The 19,180-nt window shown below is 67.7% G+C and carries 21 protein-coding genes; 16 read left to right on the top strand and 5 right to left on the bottom strand.

The genetic code is table 11. The features are described 5' to 3' along the window. Window positions 1-60: 60 nt before the first annotated feature. From hemW to rph, 3 genes are read right to left on the bottom strand one after another with little or no spacing between them, the layout of a single operon-like run. Window positions 61-1,227, bottom strand: coding sequence for a radical SAM family heme chaperone HemW (gene hemW, locus ACVCMC_RS11870; protein ID WP_447097430.1), 1,167 nt, complete (start codon window positions 1,225-1,227; stop codon window positions 61-63). After that, a complete protein-coding gene (gene rdgB / locus ACVCMC_RS11865; RefSeq protein WP_447097429.1) occupies window positions 1,224-1,823 on the bottom strand; it encodes an RdgB/HAM1 family non-canonical purine NTP pyrophosphatase in 600 nt (199 codons plus the stop codon). Before rdgB ends, hemW begins: the two co-directional genes overlap by 4 nt. Window position 1,824: 1 nt before the next feature. Then, window positions 1,825-2,550: a ribonuclease PH gene (gene rph / locus ACVCMC_RS11860; protein ID WP_395121160.1), complete on the bottom strand. Its 726-nt coding sequence runs from the start codon at window positions 2,548-2,550 to the stop codon at window positions 1,825-1,827. A gap of 76 nt (window positions 2,551-2,626) precedes the next feature. On the opposite strand from rph, the gene ACVCMC_RS11855 reads away from it, so the two are divergent. From ACVCMC_RS11855 to ACVCMC_RS11815, 9 genes are all read left to right on the top strand, one after another. Further along, window positions 2,627-3,487, top strand: a complete 861-nt coding sequence (locus tag ACVCMC_RS11855) for a YicC/YloC family endoribonuclease (RefSeq protein ID WP_395121161.1) — start codon at window positions 2,627-2,629, stop codon at window positions 3,485-3,487. 137 nt (window positions 3,488-3,624) lie between these two features. Further along, window positions 3,625-4,164, top strand: a complete 540-nt coding sequence (locus tag ACVCMC_RS11850; protein WP_447097428.1) for an AHH domain-containing protein — start codon at window positions 3,625-3,627, stop codon at window positions 4,162-4,164. After that, window positions 4,161-4,709 carry a hypothetical protein gene (locus tag ACVCMC_RS11845; protein WP_447097427.1) on the top strand — a complete coding sequence of 183 codons (549 nt, stop codon included), beginning with the start codon at window positions 4,161-4,163 and terminating at the stop codon, window positions 4,707-4,709. Before ACVCMC_RS11850 ends, ACVCMC_RS11845 begins: the two co-directional genes overlap by 4 nt. 96 nt (window positions 4,710-4,805) lie before the next feature. Next, a complete protein-coding gene (gmk, locus tag ACVCMC_RS11840) occupies window positions 4,806-5,435 on the top strand; it encodes a guanylate kinase (protein ID WP_447097426.1) in 630 nt (209 codons plus the stop codon). A 74-nt stretch (window positions 5,436-5,509) separates the two neighbouring features. Beyond that, window positions 5,510-6,346 carry an ABC transporter ATP-binding protein gene (locus tag ACVCMC_RS11835; RefSeq protein WP_447097425.1) on the top strand — a complete coding sequence of 279 codons (837 nt, stop codon included), beginning with the start codon at window positions 5,510-5,512 and terminating at the stop codon, window positions 6,344-6,346. Then, on the top strand, window positions 6,343-7,119 hold the full coding sequence (gene mlaE / locus ACVCMC_RS11830) for a lipid asymmetry maintenance ABC transporter permease subunit MlaE (RefSeq protein WP_447097424.1): 777 nt from the start codon (window positions 6,343-6,345) through the stop codon (window positions 7,117-7,119). The genes ACVCMC_RS11835 and mlaE overlap by 4 nt, the downstream gene beginning before the upstream one ends. Before the next feature lie 34 nt (window positions 7,120-7,153). Then, window positions 7,154-8,008, top strand: a complete 855-nt coding sequence (gene mlaD / locus ACVCMC_RS11825; protein ID WP_395121169.1) for an outer membrane lipid asymmetry maintenance protein MlaD — start codon at window positions 7,154-7,156, stop codon at window positions 8,006-8,008. A 60-nt stretch (window positions 8,009-8,068) separates the two neighbouring features. Then, window positions 8,069-8,752, top strand: coding sequence for an MlaC/ttg2D family ABC transporter substrate-binding protein (locus ACVCMC_RS11820; RefSeq protein WP_395121170.1), 684 nt, complete (start codon window positions 8,069-8,071; stop codon window positions 8,750-8,752). Further along, window positions 8,749-9,048 (top strand): STAS domain-containing protein, encoded by a 300-nt coding sequence (locus ACVCMC_RS11815; RefSeq protein WP_447097423.1) that lies wholly within the window; start codon window positions 8,749-8,751, stop codon window positions 9,046-9,048. The genes ACVCMC_RS11820 and ACVCMC_RS11815 overlap by 4 nt, the downstream gene beginning before the upstream one ends. A gap of 16 nt (window positions 9,049-9,064) precedes the next feature. Here the strand turns inward: ACVCMC_RS11815 and ACVCMC_RS11810 are convergent, their stop codons facing one another. Next, entirely contained in the window at window positions 9,065-9,865 is an 801-nt protein-coding gene (locus tag ACVCMC_RS11810; protein ID WP_395121174.1) for an MlaA family lipoprotein, read from the bottom strand. Window positions 9,866-10,091: 226 nt separating this feature from the next. Between ACVCMC_RS11810 and rpoZ the strand changes: the two genes are divergently transcribed. The 7 genes from rpoZ (at window position 10,092) to ACVCMC_RS11775 (ending at window position 18,419) form a co-directional block, all read left to right on the top strand. Next, the gene (gene rpoZ, locus ACVCMC_RS11805; protein WP_007509529.1) at window positions 10,092-10,382 is read left to right on the top strand and encodes a DNA-directed RNA polymerase subunit omega; all 291 of its coding nucleotides are present in this window, start codon (window positions 10,092-10,094) and stop codon (window positions 10,380-10,382) included. Between the two features lie 121 nt (window positions 10,383-10,503). Next, window positions 10,504-12,672, top strand: a complete 2,169-nt coding sequence (locus ACVCMC_RS11800; RefSeq protein ID WP_395121176.1) for a RelA/SpoT family protein — start codon at window positions 10,504-10,506, stop codon at window positions 12,670-12,672. A 218-nt stretch (window positions 12,673-12,890) separates the two neighbouring features. Then, a complete protein-coding gene (locus tag ACVCMC_RS11795; protein WP_447097422.1) occupies window positions 12,891-13,274 on the top strand; it encodes a RidA family protein in 384 nt (127 codons plus the stop codon). Between the two features lie 81 nt (window positions 13,275-13,355). Beyond that, window positions 13,356-15,470, top strand: a complete 2,115-nt coding sequence (recG, locus tag ACVCMC_RS11790; protein WP_447097421.1) for an ATP-dependent DNA helicase RecG — start codon at window positions 13,356-13,358, stop codon at window positions 15,468-15,470. A 73-nt stretch (window positions 15,471-15,543) separates the two neighbouring features. After that, entirely contained in the window at window positions 15,544-16,479 is a 936-nt protein-coding gene (locus tag ACVCMC_RS11785; protein WP_447097420.1) for a nucleoside hydrolase, read from the top strand. Between the two features lie 74 nt (window positions 16,480-16,553). After that, window positions 16,554-16,808, top strand: coding sequence for a type B 50S ribosomal protein L31 (locus tag ACVCMC_RS11780; protein ID WP_395121183.1), 255 nt, complete (start codon window positions 16,554-16,556; stop codon window positions 16,806-16,808). 315 nt (window positions 16,809-17,123) lie between these two features. Then, window positions 17,124-18,419 carry a citrate synthase gene (locus ACVCMC_RS11775; protein WP_447097419.1) on the top strand — a complete coding sequence of 432 codons (1,296 nt, stop codon included), beginning with the start codon at window positions 17,124-17,126 and terminating at the stop codon, window positions 18,417-18,419. Between the two features lie 81 nt (window positions 18,420-18,500). On the opposite strand, the gene ACVCMC_RS11770 is transcribed toward ACVCMC_RS11775, so the two are convergent. Further along, complete coding sequence (locus ACVCMC_RS11770; RefSeq protein WP_395121187.1) at window positions 18,501-19,175, bottom strand: hypothetical protein; 675 nt, start codon at window positions 19,173-19,175, stop codon at window positions 18,501-18,503. Window positions 19,176-19,180: the final 5 nt, after the last annotated feature.

Below are 19,180 nucleotides of genomic sequence, written 5' to 3'. Positions count from 1 at the left end.
TTTCCCCGGGTTGGCCAAGTCTATGCTGCTTGCCGGGGCTATGCCATCGCCGCGAGCGCGTCAGTCGAGGAAGCTTGCGATCACGTCGTTCAGGAAGCGCTGGCCCAGCGCGGTGGTCTGCAGGCGTTGCGCGTCGCCATGCAGCCAGCCGCGGTCGCGGGCGGCGGCCAGCGCCGCGGCGATCCTCTCCGGCGCCAGCCCCGTGCGCGCGGGGAAATCGGCCATCGGCACGCCGTCGATCAGGCGCAGCGCGTTGAGCATGTACTCGAACGGCAGCTCGGCGGGGGCGACCACGTGGTCGCCCCCGATCCGGCCCGCGCCGCCGGGTTCGCCCATGTACGCGCGCGGGCCGCGCGTTTTCCAGCGCCGGTGGATCTGGCTGCTGCCGGCGTCGCTGAGCTTGCCGTGGGCCCCGGCGCCGATGCCGAGGTAGTCGCCGAACCGCCAGTAGTTGAGGTTGTGTGCGCAGCGCCGGCCGGGCTGCGCGTAGGCGGAGATTTCGTACTGGCCGTAGCCGGCTTCGGCCAGGCGCGCCTCGCAGGCTTCCTGCATTGCCCAGGCGTGGTCGTCGTCGGGCAGCGGTGGCGGGTTGGCGGCGAACACCGTATTCGGCTCCAGCGTGAGCTGGTAGTGCGAGATGTGCGTGGGCCCGAGCGCGATGGCGCGCTCGACGTCGGCCAGTGCGCCGTCCAGTTCCTGCTTCGGCAGCGCGTACATCAGGTCGAGGTTGATGTTGGCGTAGCCGGCGTCCTGCGCGGATTTCACCGCGGCTTCGGCTTCGCCGGCCGAGTGGATGCGGCCGAGCCGCTTCAGCTTGTCGTCGTCGAAGCTCTGCACGCCGAACGAGATGCGGTTCACGCCGGCGGCGAGATAGCCGTCGAAACGGCCGTGCTCGACCGTGCCGGGATTGGTTTCCAGGGTGACCTCGGCGTCGTCGGCCAGCGGCAGGCGCTCGCGCACGCCGTCGAGCAGGCGCGCGATCAGCTCCGGCGCGAACAGGCTGGGCGTGCCGCCACCGAAGAACACGCTGATGACCGCGCGGCCCTCCAGCGCCGCGGCGAAGTCGGCGCGGTCGGCGTCGAGATCGGCCAGCAGGTGGTCGATGTAATCGGCGTACGGCGGCGGCTCGCTGCGCAGGCCGTGCGAGTTGAAGTCGCAGTACGGGCACTTCTTCACGCACCACGGCATGTGCACGTACAGCGACAGCGGCGGCGAGACGATGCTCATGGGCGAAGTTCGCGCAGGCGGTCGTGCAGTTTCGCCAGCGCCTGGCCACGATGACTGAGGCGGTTCTTCAGCGCCGGCTCGAGTTCGGCGGCGCCGAGGGTCTGCCCGTGTGGCAGGAACAGCGGGTCGTAGCCGAAACCTTGCGTGCCGCGCGGGGCGTCGAGCACGCGACCGTGCCAACGGCCTTCTGCGATCAGCGGCGCGGGGTCGTCGGCGTGCTGCAGCAGCGCCAGGACGCAGATGAAGAACGCGCCGCGTCGTTCCGTCGGCACGCCGTCCAGTTCGCGCAGCAGCTTCGCGTTGTTGGCGGCGTTGTCGCCGTGGTTGCCGGCATAGCGCGCCGAGTACAGGCCGGGCGCGCCGCGCAAGTGGTCCACGCACAGACCGGAGTCGTCGGCCAGCGCGGGCAAGCCGCTGGCGCGGGCGGCGTGGCGTGCCTTGAGCACGGCGTTCTCCACGAAGGTGAGGCCGGTTTCCTCGATGTCGTCCACGCCGAGGCTGGCCTGCGGCACCACCTCGAAGCCGGCGTTGGCGAGCAGGGCATGGAACTCGGCGAGCTTGCCGCGGTTGCTGCTGGCGAGGACGATGCGCCGCATGTCAGAGTGCGAGCGCCGCGCGCTGCGCGGCGACCAGTTCGCCGATGCCTTTTTCGGCCAGCGCCAGCATCTGGTCCATCTCGTCGCGGCGGAAGGCGTGGCCTTCGGCGGTGCCCTGCACTTCGATGAAGCCGCCGCCGTCGTTCATCACCACGTTCATGTCGGTGTCGCAGTCCGAATCCTCGGCGTAGTCGAGGTCGAGCACCGGCACGCCCTGGTAGATGCCGACCGAGACCGCGGCGACCGCGCCCACGATCGGGTTGCGCTTGAGGTTCTCGCGCTTCATCAGCAGGTTCACCGCATCGACCAGGGCCACATAGGCCCCGGTGATCGCCGCCGTGCGCGTGCCGCCGTCGGCCTGCAGCACGTCGCAGTCCAGCGTGATCACCCGCTCGCCCAGCGCCTGGCGGTTGACGCAGGCGCGCAGGCTGCGGCCGATCAGCCGCTGGATTTCCATGGTGCGGCCGCCCTGGCCGCCGCGGGCGGCCTCGCGCTGGGTGCGGGTGTTGGTGGCGCGCGGCAACATGCCGTATTCGGCGGTGATCCAGCCCTCGCCTTTGCCGCGCAGCCAGGCCGGCGCGCGATCCTCGATGCTGGCGGTGCACAGCACGCGGGTGTCGCCGAAGCTGACCAGCACCGAGCCTTCGGCGTGGCGGGTGTAATGACGTTCGAGGCTGACGGTGCGCAGCTGGTCGCTGGCGCGGCCACTGGGGCGGCTGGGATTCATGAAGGGTGGCCGGATTGGGCAAGGGGGACCGGAGAGTTTACCATTGCGTCCTTTCCCCGATGTCCGGAAGGCGCCGATGATCCGCAGCATGACGGCCTACGCCAGTGCCGAAACCACCGGCCCCGCGGGCACGCTCAGCTGCGAGCTGCGCACGGTCAACCATCGCTACCTGGAGCTGAGCCCGCGCTTGCCGGACGACCTGCGCGCGTTCGAATCGCAGTTGCGCGAGCGGGTGGCGGCGAAGCTGTCGCGCGGCAAGCTGGACCTCACCGTGCGTCGCGCGGGCGAGGGGCGCGGCGAGGCGTTGCAGGTGAACGGCGCACTGCTCGCGCGGCTGTCCGAGCTGAACCTGGACATGGCCGCGCTGTTCCCCGGCCTGCAGGTGCAGTTCACCGAGCTGCTGCGCTTTCCGGGCGTGATGCAGCAGGCCGAGGTCGATCCCGAAGCGCAGCAAACCGCGCTGTTCGACGTGCTCGACCGCGCGCTGGATGCGCTGGCGGCCACCCGCGAACGCGAGGGCGAGAAGCTGGGCGCGATCCTGCACGAGCGGCTCGACGCGATCGAGCGCGTGGTCGCCGAGGTGCGCGGCTGGATGCCGGAGATCCGCACCGCGCTGCGCACCCGGCTGGAAACCCGGCTGGCCGACCTCAAGCAGCCGGTCGAGCCGGGCCGGCTGGAACAGGAGCTGGTGCTGCAGATCACCCGCAGCGACGTGGACGAGGAGCTGGACCGGCTCGCCACCCACATCGCCGAGACGCGCCGCGTGCTGGGCCTGGCCGAACCGGTCGGCCGCCGGCTGGATTTCCTGATGCAGGAGTTCAACCGTGAGGCCAACACGCTCGGTTCCAAGTCGGTCGACGCGCGCAGCACCAACGCGGCGGTCGAGCTCAAGGTGCTGATCGAGCAGATGCGCGAACAAGTGCAGAACATCGAGTAGTGCCGGCCGGCCCGGATCGAGCCGCGGTTGTGGTTTCAAATGCATGCGTTCTGGAGATGGGCATGGCAAGAGACGGAAGGCCTGGTGCGCCCCGCGGGGGGTTGCGCCAACCACGGCGCACCACGGCGCAGCTCAGGGTGAATGCGGCTCGCTTAGTAGGCGGGCTCAACCCGAACGCTGCCGTCAATGATGTCATCCTCGAGGCCGCGAAAGCGGAGGTCCGTTACCGGAATGGAGTGACGCTGCCCGCAAATGCAGAGCGGCTTCTGGCAGACGCCAGACGCGAGGGTGCGAGACACTCGACTGACTTGGCGCGGAACTTGGCGTCGGCAAATATCGACCGGCCGAAGGGCGCCGCGGCCCACCACATCGTGGCCCATGGAGACTCGCGAGCTTTTCCGTCGCAGGAATTGCTGTTTGGCTGGGGTATCGCCATCAATGACGTTGACAATGGCGTCTATCTGCCCCGCTTCAAGAAAAGCATCGTCACCGGCATGCCTGACGCCATCAAGCACTCGGTTTTGCATACAGGGCTCTACCATCTTGAGGTCTATGCGCGACTGGTCGACATTGATCAGGGTGCGGAGCACAGTCAGGCAGGACGCGAAGCGCTTCGGGGAATCAAGACGCAGCTGCTTGACGGAACCTTCCCCTACCGGTCGGGAGACGGGGCATGACAGTCTGGGAGATCAAGGCTGGCCCAGCCGACCGGATGGCGATGCTGGTGGTGCCGCAGGCCGAACAGGTCATGGGCGCGATGAAGCGCTTCGGTGGCAATGGCAATGTTCTGCATTGGCACGAGCGACCAAAGCTGCAGGTGTACGCCGACAAGCGCCGGAAGCGCCTGCCACGAAGCGACGTCAGCCCCTTTGTCCCCGGGGCGTTGGTGTTGAATTCCAAGGCGTTCGCCACGCTGGGCGGGTTCCTGGCTGATTTCGGGCAGTTGCTGGAGCTCGATGTCGACGGCGAGGTCGAGTACTTCTTCAACGCCACGCACCTCGTGCCGTGCATAGACCGCGAGCGATCCGAAACGCGCCCCGGTGGCACGGTGGGCCGGGAAGCGTTTCTCGCCAACGCCGTTCCGTCCGAGGCTGCGGTGTTCAAGGATCCGGCGACCGCACGCTCGCGTCTTTACACCAATGATGCCGGCAAGCGAACCTTGGAGGATGTCGCCGCTGCACATTCCGTCAGCGGCTTGGTCTTTACTCGGGCCGGCCTGTGATGTGCGATGCCCTCCATGGTGGCTTGATTCGATGCAAGCGCGTTTGCCATGGAGCTTGCCGGGCATGACGAGGCACGCGAAAGGTTGCTTGTCACCATGATGGAAATCGGAACGCTGTTCGTGGTTGCCGCGCCTTCGGGCGCCGGCAAGTCGACCTTGGTCAATGCGCTGCTGGAGCGCGATAGCGCGATTTCGCTGTCGGTGTCGCACACCACGCGACCACCGCGGTCGGGCGAGCTGTACGGACGTCACTACTATTTCGTCGAGCGCGAAGTGTTCGAGCAGCAGGTCGCGGAAGGCATCTTCCTGGAGCATGCCGAGGTGCACGGCAACCTCTACGGCACCTCGCGCAACACCGTGCAGAAGCTGCTGGCGCAGGGGCGCGACGTGCTGCTGGAGATCGACTGGCAGGGTGCGCAGCAGATCCGCGCGAGCAAGCCCGACTGTGTCAGCGTGTTCATCCTGCCGCCGTCGCGGGCGGAACTGGAACGGCGCCTGCGCGGCCGCGGGTCGGACAGTGCCGAGGTGATCGAACGCCGGCTGCGCAACTCGCGCGGCGAGATCGCCCACGCCCACGAGTTCGACTACATCATCGTCAACGACCGCTTCGAAACGGCGCTGGACGATCTGCAGGCGATCGTGCGCGCGGTGCGCCTGCGCGGCGCGCTGCAACTGCGCCGGCACGAGGCGCTGATCGCCGAACTGCTGGACGGCGAGGCCGGTTGAACCGCGGCGCCTGCGCATGGTCTTAGTCCGACGCTTCCGCTACCTTGTCCGCTTACCCACCTCCTTTGCCGCCCATGAACGAAACCGCTCGCGCCACGCCTGACGACGCCACCCTGGTGCGCATCCGCGGGCTGACCACGGTGCTCAACGGCAAGACCATCTTCGACACGCTGGATCTCGACATTCCGCGCGGCAAGATCACCTCGATCATGGGCCCCAGCGGCACCGGCAAGACCACCCTGCTCAAGCACATCACCGGGCAGATGCGCGCCGATGCCGGCAGTGTCCACGTCGACGGCCACAATGTCGCCGAGCTGTCGCGCGAGGAGCTGTACAAGCTGCGCGAGGGCGTGGGCTACCTGTTCCAGAACTCCGCACTGCTGACCGATTTCGACGTGTTCGAGAACGTGGCGTTCCCGCTGCGCCAGCACACGAAACTGCCGGAGGTGCTGATCCGCAACCTGGTGCTGATGAAGCTGCAGGCGGTGGGTCTGCGCGGCGCGGCGCGGCTGATGCCGAACGAGCTGTCCGGCGGCATGGCGCGGCGAGTGGCGCTGGCGCGGGCGATCGTGTTCGACCCGCAGCTGATCCTGTACGACGAGCCGTTCGTGGGGCTGGACCCGGTGGCGCTGAACCAGGTGCTGAAGCTGATCCAGACGCTGAACCAGACCCTCGGCATCACCAGCGTGCTGGTCTCGCACGAACTGCCCGCGGTGCAGCGCATCGCCCACCACGTGGCCCTGCTGTCCAACGGCAAGGTGGTGGCACAGGGCAACCCGGCGACGATCGCCGACGACGGCTCGCCGTGGACGCGGCAGTTCTTCGGCGGCGAAGCGGACGGCCCGATCCCGTTCCGCTACCCGGCTGGCGACTACGCCGCCGCGCTGGGCTTTGCCGAGGCAACGAAATGAACGCGCACGCCCCGCAACCCCGCAACGTGTTGACCCAGTCGCTGGCGCAGATCGGCGGCTGCGGCCTGTTTCTGCTGACCCTGCTGGCGGCGATCCCGCGCAGCTTCCGCTACCTGCGCGAAACCGTCCGTCAGCTGTGGTTTGTCGGCGCCATGAGCCTGACCATCATCATGGTCTGCGGCCTGTTCGTCGGCATGGTGCTGATGCTGCAGCTGTACCACGTGCTGTCGATCTTCGGCGGCACCTCGGCCAGCGGCATGGTGGTGGCGCTGTCGGTGTACCGCGAGCTGGGGCCGGTGGTCACCGCGCTGCTCTTCGCCGGGCGCGCCGGCACCGCGATCACCGCCGAGATCGGCCTGATGCGCGCCACCGACCAGATTTCCGCGATGGAGATGATGGCGGTCGACCCGATCGCCTACGTCGCCACGCCGCGCTTCCTGGCCGGCCTGATCGCGATGCCGCTGCTGTGCTGCGTGTTCTGCGCCATGGCGATCTTCGGCGGCCACCTGGTCGGCGTGACCTGGCTCGGCATCGACAACGGCACGTTCTGGTCGAACATGACCGCCCAGGTCGACGTGCATACCGACATCGTCAACGGCGTGCTGCTGAAGAGCCTGGCCTTCGGCGCGGTGGTGGCGCTGATCGCGGTGTTCCAGGGCTTCACCACGCCGCCGACCAGCGAGGGCGTGGCGTACGCCACCACCCGTACCGTGGTCGCCTCGTCGATCGCCATCCTGGCGCTCGACTTCGTCCTCACCGCCTTCCTGATGTGACTGCCATGACCCATCGTTTTCCGAGGATTCTGCCGTGAGCCAACCGAGAAGTTCCTATGCCGTCGGCACCGGCCTGTTCATCGTGCTGGGCTTCGCCGCGCTGGCCTACCTGGCGACGCAGACCAGCTCGGTGGCCAACAACGTGCGCCAGGGCGACAGCTACGACGTCACCGCGCAGTTCACCAACATCGGCCAGCTGAAGGAGCGCGCGCCGGTGAAGATCGCCGGCGTGCGCGTGGGCCAGGTGCAGGCGATCACGCTGGCGCCGGGGCGCGACGCGGCCGAGGTGAAGCTGTCCATCGACAAGCGCTACGACCACATCCCGCAGGATTCGGTGGCGACGATCTTCACCAGCGGCCTGCTCGGCGACCAGTACGTGGGCATCGACTACGGCAGCGCGAAACAGATGGTGGCCGCCGGCGGCACGCTGGCGCGGACCAAGTCGTCGCAGCCGCTGGAGGAGATGCTGGGCAAGTTCTTCGGCGCCGGCGGCGTGGTCGACAACATCGGCGGCAGCTACACGGTCAAGGCCGATTTCACCAACGTGGGCACCTTGTCGGCGGGCGCGCCGGTGAAGATGGCCGGCGTGGTGATCGGCAGCGTGCAATCGGTGCGCGCCGACCCGACCAAGCTCAACGCCGAGGTCATCCTGGCGATCGACAAGCGCTACGACCAGATTCCCGACGATTCGGCCGCCGCGGTGTTCACCAGCGGTTTGATCGGCAGCCAGTATGTTGCGATCCAGCCGGGCGGCTCGCCCGACGTGCTCAAGAACGGCGACGAGATGATCCTGACCCAGTCCGCGATGCAGCTGGAGGATCTGATCGGCAAGTTCCTGGTCAACGGTTCGCCCGGCGACAAGAAGGACGCCGGCAGCGGCAAGCAGTAGAACCCCATCGAATCCCCGTCGGCGGCGCCTGCCGCCGGCCATGCCCCAAGGAGTAACCCCATGCTGCGCAGACTGGCCCTTGCCACCGCCCTTGCGTTCGCCACTGTTGTGGTCGGTGCCCCGGCGTTCGCCCAGGATGCGGCCACGGCCGCCGCGCCGGCGGCCGTCCAGCAGACCCCGGTGCAGATCGTGCAGGGCATCGCCGACCAGCTGGCCACCGCGATCGAGGGTCACCGCGACGAGCTCAAGCGCGACAAGGAAAAACTGATCGCCATCATCGACGACGTGTTCCTGCCGCACTTCGACATCGACTACGCCTCGATCCTCGTGCTCGGCCGGCATGCACGCGAGGCCACCCCGGCACAGCGCGACCGCTTCGCCAAGGCGTTCTACAACTCGATCACCCATCGCTACGCCGAGGGTCTGCTCAACTACACCCGCGGCAAGGTCAAGGTGCTGCCGTTCAACGGCGACCTCAACGACAAGCGCACCGTGGTGCGCACCCAGGTGGTGCTGGACGACGGCAAGCTGGTGTCGATCGACTACGCGTTCCGCAAGAGCCGCAGCGGCGACTGGAAGGCGTACGACGTGATCATCGAAGGCATCTCCTACGTCACCAATTACCGCAACCAGGTGGACGCGGAGATCCGCAAGGTCGGCATCGAGCAGCTGATCACCAACCTGGAAACCCAGGGCGAGAAGGCACTCGACACGCTCGACAAGGACAGCAAGGACAGCCAGTGAACGCGCCCACGGGTTTCCGCCTGGACATCGTGGCGCCGACTGTCCTGGCGGTGAACGGCGTGCTTGATTTCGGCACCGCCGCGGCTGCGCTCGCAGCCATGCGCGCGGCGCTGGATGGCGAGGTGACGCAACTGGACCTGGCGGGCGTCAGTCATTGCGACAGCGCCGGCCTGGCCTGCGTGCTGGCTGCCGCCGCGGAAGCGAACCGGCGAGGTCGTCCGTTGCGGGTGGTCGGGATGCCGGCCAGCATGCAGGCGCTGGCCCAGGTCTGCGAGGTCGATACGCTGCTGGCGTGAGTCGTGCCCGCAGGGCTCAGTGCTGGTCGTCCTGCTTGGGGTGACCCTTTTCCCAATCGTGCTGCTGTTCCAGCAGCTCGTCCGGGTCGAAGCCGGGCGTATCCAGTCCCTGCATCCGTTCGATCAGCGCCGCCGGCGGGTTGCCGTCGTAAAGCTTGTACAGGCGCTGTTGCCGGTAGGCGTCGCGGATGAACACGTACGGGTCGTAGGCCGATTGCAGGAAACTCTCCGCGTCGATCGCGCGCGAGCGCAGCGTGATCAGATACATCGCCTGCGGCGCGTACTGCAGGCCGTTGTAGTGGTGGTTGGCGGCGTACAGGCTCAGCGGATCGAAGAAATAGCTGTCCACCGGCATCCGCCACATGTCGCGTGCGGTACTGGGGCCGAACAGCGGCAGCATCAGGAAATCGCCTTCCGGCGCACCCCAGCGTGCCAGCGTGATGCCGAAGTCGTTGTCCTCGATCGGCAGTCCCAGTTGGCTGGCCGGGTCGAAGAAACCGCCGATGCCCAGGGTGAGGTTGACCAGGAAACGGGCAGTGCTCTGCAGGGCCTGCTTGGGCCGCGCCTGCAGCAGGTCGTTGGCGACCGTGACCGGGGTGCGGATATTGGTGAAAAAGTCGCTGAACGAACGCCGCACCGGCGGGTTGGTGACCTTGCGGTAGACCAGCGCCACCGGCCGTATGGCCACTTTGTCCACTGCAGTATTGAACTGGTACGCCTCGCGGTTGTACTTCTCCAGCGGGTCGTCGGTGCGCGGCTTGGCAATGGCGCAGCCCGCCAGCAAGGCGATCGCGAGCACCGCCAACCAGCGGCTCATGGAATGGGGGCGAGGCAATGAGGGCATCGTGCGGTGGGGATTCGCGTCGGGGACAGTATAAGTGTACTGTCTGGTTTTATATCTTGCACGGCTTTCGGGCCGCTTTCGTGAATGCAGCCGTATTCGCGGCCAGCCCACCATGATACGCGTCGCCCGCATTGCCAGCAAAGCACCTGCTGGCTACACTGGTCGACCGTATAAGTCACTATTCTCCGAAGGATTTCACATGGCACGCATTACCGTGGAGGACTGCCTCGAGGTGGTCGACAACCGATTCGAGCTGGTCCTGATGGCCACCAAGCGCGCACGACAGCTCGAGAAGGGTGCCGAACCGGCGGTCAACCCCGACCACGACAAGCCCACGGTGCTGGCGCTGCGCGAGATCGCGGCCCGTCGCATCGACCAGGCCACGATCGACCAGATCGACAAGGCCGAGCGCGAGCGCGCCGAGCGCGAAGCGCTGGAGTGGGCCGCCGCGGAAGTCGACGACGACCTTTCCAAGGGCGGCGACGACTGATGGGCGATGACTGCCGGCGCTGCCGCGATCATGCCTTGCAGGGCATGAGCAAGCGCGCGCGCCCGACAGTCTCCGGACACCTCGCTTCCGGGGTGGGCGCCTGAGCCGGCGCCAGGCACCGATGCCCGCGACCGCTCCACCGGCTCCGGTCGATCCGGCCGCCTGGCCACCCTACGTGCTGGCGCTGAAAGAGCGCATCGCTTATCTGCCCCCCGCACAAGTCACCCTGGTGTTGCGTGCGTACGCCGTCGGCGCACAGGCGCATGCGGGGCAGGAGCGCAAGAGCGGGGAGCCGTACATTACCCACCCGGTGGCAGTGGCCAGCATCCTGGCCGAGCTGGGGCTGGATGCCGAAACAATCATCGCGGCCATCCTGCATGACACGCTGGAAGACACCGAACTGAGCCGCGAAGCGCTGGCCGGCGAGTTTGGCGAGGTGGTGGCCGAGCTGGTGGACGGCGTCACCAAGCTGGACAAGATGCGCTTCGGCACGCGCCAGGAAGCCGATGCGGAAAGCTTCCGCAAGATGCTGCTGGCGATGGCGCGCGACATCCGCGTGATCCTCATCAAGCTGGCCGATCGCCTGCACAACATGCGCACGCTGGGCGCCAAGGACCAGGGTTCGCGCCGCCGCATCGCGCGCGAGACGCTGGAGATCTTCGCGCCGATCGCGCAGCGCCTGGGCATGAACAAGTTCAAGGCCGAGCTGCAGGATCTAGGTTTCCGCGCGCTGTATCCGGACCGCTACCGGGTCATCAGCGAGCGCATCCGCGCCGCGCTGGGCAATCGCCGCGAGGTGATGAGCAAGATCGAGACCGCGCTCACCACGCAGTTGGCGTCCGAGCATCTGAGCGCCCACGTGGTCGGCCGGATCAAGTCGCCGTGGAGCATCTACTCGAAGATGCGCAACGAGCACAAGACGTTCGCGCAGCTGATGGACGTGTACGGTTTCCGCGTGGTGGTCGACAGCGCCACCAGCTGCTACGTGGCGCTTGGTGCGGTGCACGCGCTGTACAAGCCGGTGGACCGGCGCTTCAAGGATTTCATCGCGATCCCCAAGGCGAACGGCTACCAGTCGCTGCACACGGTGCTGCTCGGGCCGTTCGGCGCGCCGATCGAGGTGCAGATCCGCACCGCCGAAATGGATTCCGTGGCCGAACGCGGCGTGGCGGCGCACTGGGCCTACAAGACCGATTCGGGCCCGGCCAACAGTGCCCAGGTGCGCGCGCGCGAATGGCTGGCGTCGATGGTGGACAGTTCGGCGAACACGGTGTCCTCCTCGGAGTTCATCGAGAACGTCAAGATCGACCTGTTCCCCGACGAGGTCTATTTGTTTACCCCCCGCGGCGACATCCTCTCGCTGCCGCGCCATGCCACTGCGCTGGATTTCGCCTACGCGGTGCACACCGACGTGGGCGACCACGCGGTGGCCGCGCGCGTGGACAAGAAACTCACCCCGCTGCGCAGCCGGCTCGAATCGGGCCAGCTGGTGGAAATCATCACCGCGCCCTCGGCCGTGCCCAACCCCGCGTGGCTGGAGGTGGTGGTCACCGGCAAGGCGCGCACCGCGATCCGCCAGTACCTGAAACATCTGCAGCACGAGGACGCGGTCGATTTCGGCCACCGGATGCTGGATCGCGCGCTGGATGCGCTCGGCAGCAGCCTCGACGCGATCGCGCCGACGACGCTCGACCGCTTCCTGAAGACCTCCAAGTTCAAGCGGTTGGAGGAGCTGCTCTCCGACATCGCGCTGGGCAACCGCATGCCTGACGTGGTCGCGCGCCAGTTGCTGGGCTCGCGCTGGAAGAAGGCCGCCGGCTCCAAGGCAGGCGTGGCGCTGGCGCAGGAGAAGATCCGCATCAGCGGCGGCGAGCGCGGCGTGCTCAGCTTCGCCAACTGCTGCCACCCGCTGCCCGGCGACGACATCGTCGGCTACCTGTCCTCCGGCAAGGGCATCGTGGTGCATCGCGTGGAGTGCCCGAACGTGGTCGAGTTGCGCCGCTCGCCGGAACGGCTGGTGGCGATCGAGTGGGATCGCGACGTCAAGGGCGACTACCGCGCGCAGTTGCACATCGAGGTGATCAACCGCCCGGGCGTGCTCGCCACCGTGGCGGCGGCGATTGCGGCGGCCGATTCCAACATCGAGAACGTCGAGTACGTCGAGCGCGATGCCTCGGCGGCCACGCTGCTGTTCTCGATGGAAGTGAAGAGCCGCAAGCACCTGGCCGACGTGATCCGCCGCGTGCGCCGCACCGGCGTGGTCAGCGCGGTGCGGCGGTATCCGTTGTAATGACCGGGAATAGGGAATGGGGAATAGGGAATAGGGAATAGGGAATAGGTCGCTCCGACCGATGCCGCGCGTAGGGCGGGCAACGCCCGCCGGCCTTGCATCGCAGTGGTGCGGGCGCCGTGCAGTGAAGCGGGGCCGAGTTATCATCGGCGGTCTCAATCGGCTGCAGCACGCTCCTTCGAATCTCCAATCCCGACTCCCGCCCCCAAGGAAACGCCATGCCTTTCGACATCATCGCCACCGACCAGGCACCGGCCGCCATCGGCCCGTATTCGCAGGCCGTGCGTGCCGGCAACACCGTCTATTTTTCCGGCCAGATCCCGCTGGACCCGACCACCGGCAGCCTGGTCGACGGCGACATCGGCGTGCAGACGCGACGGGTGTTCGACAATCTCGCCGCGGTGGCGCAGGCTGCCGGCGGCTCGCTGGCGCAGATCGTGCGCGTGGGCATCTATGTCACCGACCTGGCCAACTTCGCCGCCGTCAACGCGGTGATGGCCGAATACTTCCAGCAGCCGTATCCGGCGCGCTCGACCATCGAGGTTTCCGCGTTGCCGAAGGCGGCGCAGGTAGAGGTCGATGCGATCATGGTGCTGGACTGATCCACGTCGCGGCTGTCGCCGACAGCCCGCAGCGGCGGCATCCTTACGACTGACGGGGATGCTCGGTTAGGCTTGGGTTTCATGGCCACGCGCAACGCCCGTCCCGTTTCTCCCGCCATTGCCGACCCCGGCATCGCGCCGCTCGCCACGTTGCCCGGCGTGGGCCCGGCGCTGGTCGCGTCGCTGGGCAAGCTCGGCCTGACGCGGGTGCAGGATCTGTGGTTCCACCTGCCGTTGCGCTACGAGGACAAGACGCGCATCACCGCGATCGCGGACTTGCGCGCAGGGGAACGCGCGCAGGTCGAGGGCGTGGTCGAGGCCGTCGAGCGCGGCTTCCGCCATCGCCCGCAACTCAAGGTGGCGATCGGCGACGCCAGCGCGCAGACCCTGCTGCTGCGCTTCTTCCATTTCAATCGCGCGCAGGCCGAACAACTGGTGCCGGGCACGCGGCTGCTCTGCTACGGCGAGGTGCGCCACGCCGCGCAGGGGCTGGAGATGGTGCACCCGAGCTACCAGCGCCTGGGTGGCAGCGAAGCCTCGGTGGTCGACGAGCAGCTCAGTCCGGTGTATCCCACTACCGAGGGCCTGGGCCAGAAGCGCCTGGTCGCGGTGATCGGCAAGGCACTGGCCCTGCTGCCGCCGGCCGGGCAACTGGAGCTTATTCCGCCGGCGCTGTGCCGCACGCACGGCCTGACATCGCTGCGCGATGCGCTGCTCTACGTGCACCGGCCACCGCCGGACGCGCACCTGGGCCAGTTGCTGCTCGGTCGCCACCCGGCCCAGCAGCGGCTCGCCTTCGAGGAGTTGCTGACCCAGCACCTTAGCCTCAAGCGCCTGCGCGCCGTGGTGCGGCAACGCCGTGCGCCGGTGCTGGGCGCACCGCGGCAGCTGCATCGGCAATTGCTGCGCGCATTGCCGTTCCGCCTCACCGCGGCGCAGCAGCGCGTGAGCGAGGAGGTCGCGCGCGACCTGGCGCAGGCCCAGCCGATGCTGCGCCTGGTGCAGGGCGACGTCGGCAGCGGCAAGACCGTGGTGGCCGCGCTGGCCACGCTGGCCGCGGTGCACGCGGGCTACCAGACCGCCCTGATGGCACCGACCGAATTGCTGGCCGAGCAGCATCTGCGCAACTTCCGGCAGTGGTTGCAGCCGCTGGGCATCGAGGTGGAATGGCTGGCCGGCAAGGTCACCGGCAAGACACGCCGGCAGGCGCTGGCCCGCGTGGCCGACGGCGCGGCGGTGGTGATCGGCACGCACGCCTTGATGCAGGAGGGCGTGGCATTTGCGCGGCTGGGCCTGGTGATCGTCGACGAGCAGCACCGCTTCGGCGTGCAGCAGCGGCTGGCATTGCACGAGAAGGGCCGCCAGGACCGACTGGTGCCGCATCAACTGGTGCTCACCGCCACGCCGATTCCGCGCACGCTGGCGATGAGCGCGTATGCCGATCTCGACGTCTCGTCGATCGACGAATTGCCGCCCGGACGCACGCCGGTGCAGACCATCGCGGTATCCAATGCGCGCCGCGCCGAAGTGATCGAGCGCATCCATGCCGCCTGCGCCGAGGGGCGGCAGGTGTACTGGGTGTGCACCCTGATCGAGGAATCCGAGCAGCTGCGCGCGCAGGCGGCCGAAGTCGCCCACGCCGAGTTGTGCGCGGCGCTGGAGGGCTTTGCCGTGGGTCTGATCCACGGCCGCATGAAGGCAAAGGACAAGCAGGCGGTGATGGACGCGTTCAAGGCCGGCGAGCTGGCCGTGCTGGTGGCCACCACGGTGATCGAGGTCGGCGTCGACGTGCCCAATGCCAGCCTGATGGTGATCGAGAACAGCGAGCGGCTTGGCCTGGCACAGCTGCACCAGTTGCGTGGTCGCGTCGGCCGCGGCGCGGTGGCCTCCAACTGCGTGCTGCTGTATCAACCGCCGCTGGGCCAGCTCGCGCGCGAGCGCCTGCAGGTCATGCGCGAAACCAGCGACGGCTTCCGCATTGCCGAGAAGGATCTGGAACTGCGTGGCCCCGGTGAAGTGCTCGGCACCCGCCAGACCGGCCAACTCGCCTTCCGCATCGCCGACCTGTCGCGCGACGCGCACCTGCTGCCCGCGGTGCAGGCGGTGGGCGAACGCATGCTGGCCGAGTTCCCCGACCAGACCAGCCGGTTGATCGAGCGCTGGATCGGCGGCGCCGCGCGGTTCGCAGATGCGTGAGCGGTCATCGGCAGTAGTCGCCCCCCGCCGTTTCATCCCATAAACTGGACGGCTGGACAGGAACCCGATGCACATGACCAAGCCGCAACTCCTGATCGACACCGATCCCGGCGTCGACGACGCCCTCGCCATCCTGATGGCCGCCGCGCATGCCGACATCGCCGGCCTCGGCATTGCCGCCGGCAACGTCGGCCTGGAGCACACCCTGCGCAACGCACGCACGCTGGTCGACCTGCTTGGCCTGGCCACGCCGGTGTTCGCCGGTTGCGCCATGCCGCTGGTCCGTGCGCCGGAGGAAGATGCCGCGTTCGTGCATGGGCGTGACGGTTTCGGCGACGTCGGCTTCGCCGAGCCCGCCGCCGCGGTCGCCGCCGAGTCCGCTGCGCTGGCGCTGCTGCGCCTGACCCTCGAGCGTCCCGGCGAGCTGACCTTGGTGGCACTGGCGCCACTGACCAACCTGGCGCTGGCGCTGCGGCTCGACCCCGGCCTGCCGCAGCGGGTGAAGCGGCTGGTGGTGATGGGCGGCGCGGTGACCGGCCACGGCAATACCGGCAGGGTGCCGGCCGAGTTCAACATCGGTTTCGACCCCGAGGCTGCGCACGTCGTGTTCGAGGCGTTCCCGTCGTTCGACCTGGTGGACTGGGAGGCAACCCTGCGCCACGCCTTCGACGACGCGGAGTTCGACCGCTGGCTCGCTGCCGGTGACCGGCGCGCGGCGTTCTTCGGCAAGATCGCGGCGACCGCGCGGGGCTACAACGCCAAACACGACCGCCACGGGCTGGTGGCGGCCGATGCGCTGGCGATGGCGGTCGCGCTCGACCCGACCATCGTCACCCGCAGCGAACGCCGCGCGGTCGCGGTAGAGCTGGACGGCCGCCTGACCCGCGGCGCCACCGTGGTCGACTGGAAAGGGCGCCTGGGCCGGCCGGCGCAGGCCAACATCGTGCTGGAGGTCGACCACACCCGCTTTGCCGCGATGGTGCAGCGCGCGCTGGGGGTGCCCGGCTGAACCCCCGTGCTTGCGCGTTCCCGGCGTTGCCCGCTACAATGCCGCTCTTTTCACCGCCGCATTCAGAGTCTGTCATGAAAGCCGATACCCATCCGAACTACGCCCCGGTGGTGTTCCAGGATCTGTCGTCCGATTTCTCGTTCCTCACCCGGTCGACCATGTCCAGCAAGGAAACCGTCAAGTGGGAAGACGGCAATGAGTACCCGCTGATCAAGGTGGATATCTCCAGCCATTCGCACCCGTTCTACACGGGCAAGCAGAAGACCCTGGACGTGGGTGGCCGCGTGGACAAGTTCCGCCGCCGCTACGCCGGTTCGGTCAAGGAATAAACCCTTTTACCTCCGCTCCCTCCGGGTTGCGGGCGGTTCGAGACACGGGGCAGGCGCAGGCTTGCCCCGTGTCTTTTTCGTGCCCGGCGTACGACCATTCGCCATCGAATGCGCGACCGCCGTTGTGCGATAATGGGCAGTGGCCCGATGCCTGCAGCAGAGTGGCGCAAGTCTTCGCGGAGCTTGTTCCAGCCGGTTTCCGGCATCGGTTGCGTCGCGTGCTTTCCCCGGCTGCCGACATCCACCCTTTCCCTTGCCGCGCGATGACGTCCCCACCGTCGTCGCCGGCGACGAACCACATGCGAGGAGGTTTCCGTGTCCGACCCCAAGACCGTCAAGCTGGTCGATGAATCGAGCCACAAGAGCAGCGAACTGCCGCTGGTTTCCGGCACGCTCGGTGCCGCGTGCATCGACATCGGCACGCTGTACAAGGACACCGGCCATTTCACCTATGACCCGGGCTTCGGCAGCACTGCCAGCACCAAGAGTGCCATCACCTACATCGACGGCGACAAGGGCGTGCTGCTGTATCGCGGTTACCCGATCGAGCAGCTGGCCGAGAAGTCCAGCTTCCTCGAAGTGGCCTATCTGTTGCTCAACGGCGAGTTGCCCAATGCTGCCGAGTTCGACACGTTCGAACATGACATCACGCATCACACGATGATGCACGAGGCGCAGAAGAACTTCTTCCAGGGCTTCCACCACGACGCGCACCCGATGGCGATGCTCGCCGCGGCAGTGGCGTCGCTGTCGGCGTTCTACCACGACAAGCTGGACGTGGAAGACCCGGCCGACCGCAAGATGGCGGCGATCCGCCTGATCGCCAAGATGCCGACCATCGCGGCAGCCTGCTACCGCTACACGATCGGCTGGCCGGTGCGCTACCCGCGCAACAACCTCGAGTACGTCACCCGCTTCCTGCACATGATGTTCGAGGTGCCGAGCGAGCCGCTGCAGATGAACCCGGTGGCGGCCAAGGCGCTGGACCTGCTGTTCATCCTGCATGCCGACCACGAGCAGAACGCGTCCACCTCCACCGTGCGCCTGGTCGGTTCCACCGGCGCCAACCCGTATGCCTCGATCGCCGCCGGCATCACCGCGCTGTGGGGCCCCGCCCATGGCGGCGCCAACGAGGCGGTGCTCAAGCAGCTGGAGGAGATCGGCACGCCGGACAACGTCGAGTCGGCGATCCTGCGCGCCAAGGACAAGAACGACAGCTTCCGCCTGATGGGCTTCGGCCACCGCGTCTACAAGAACTTCGACCCGCGCGCCAAGATCATTCGCGAGATGTGCCACAAGGTGCTGGACGAGCTGGGCGTCAACGATCCGATGCTGGACGTGGCGATGAAGCTGGAAGAGGCGGCGCTGAAGGACGACTACTTCGTCGAGCGCAAGCTGTATCCGAACGTCGATTTCTACTCCGGCATCATCTACAAGGCGCTGGGCATCCCCACCGAGATGTTCACCGTGATGTTCGCCATCGCGCGCACCGCCGGCTGGATCGCGCACTGGATCGAGCAGCACGAAACGCCCGGATCGCGCATCGGCCGTCCGCGCCAGGTCTACACTGGCGCCGACGTGCGTGATTACGTGCCGGCCGGCAAGCGCTGATTCACCGCTTGGGCTGATCCTCGGTTTCGCGCAGAACGCCCCGGCCTGGCCGGGGCGTTCTGCATCTGGCGCTCGGCGCGGTCAGCGCAACGCGGCGCGCAGGCGCTGTTCGAAGCCCTCGTCGGCATCGTCCTCGGCCAGCAGCATCTCCACCTGGGCCAGCGCGGCGCGGCGCATCGGCCGGTCGTCGGTGCGATCCAGCGGCGCCTGGCGCAGCGCGTTGCGCGGCAGCACGGTGAGGTCGAACGGCACGGCGTCGGCGGCGAACAGCAGCACCGGGTACTCGGGCTGCTCGGTGCGGCTGTAGCGCAGGCGGCGCACCTGCATTTCCAGCGGCACGCCGTGCTCGCGCAGGAAGCGCACCACCGCTTCGGCATCGTCGCTGTACACGTGCAGGCACACCGCCGAATGCATGTCGGCGGTGCCGTCGAGCACGGCGCCGACCAGGCGCGGTTCGAACGGGGCGAGGAAGGTCATCGCCTCGACCGCCGCCTCGCGCCGCTGGCGCAGCAGCTGGGGTTGGCTGTCGCCGAGGAACAGGCGCTGGTGTTCGCGCAGCGCCTGTTCGATCTCGAGGTTGCGCGGCAGCGCCTGGCTGTCGAGTATGCCCAGCCGTTCGGCGGCCTTGAGCTTGGCATGGTGGAAATTGCGGATGCCGTGCTCGCTCATCAGCCGGGCCGCTTCCTGGGCCACGCGCAGGCGATTGCGTTGCAGCCGGTCATGGGCGTGGATGCGGTGGTGTTCGCCTCGGGACATGACGC

It is taken from the genome of Rhodanobacter sp. UC4452_H20, from assembly GCF_052978205.1.
This window is presented reverse-complemented; position numbering and strand designations above follow the sequence as displayed.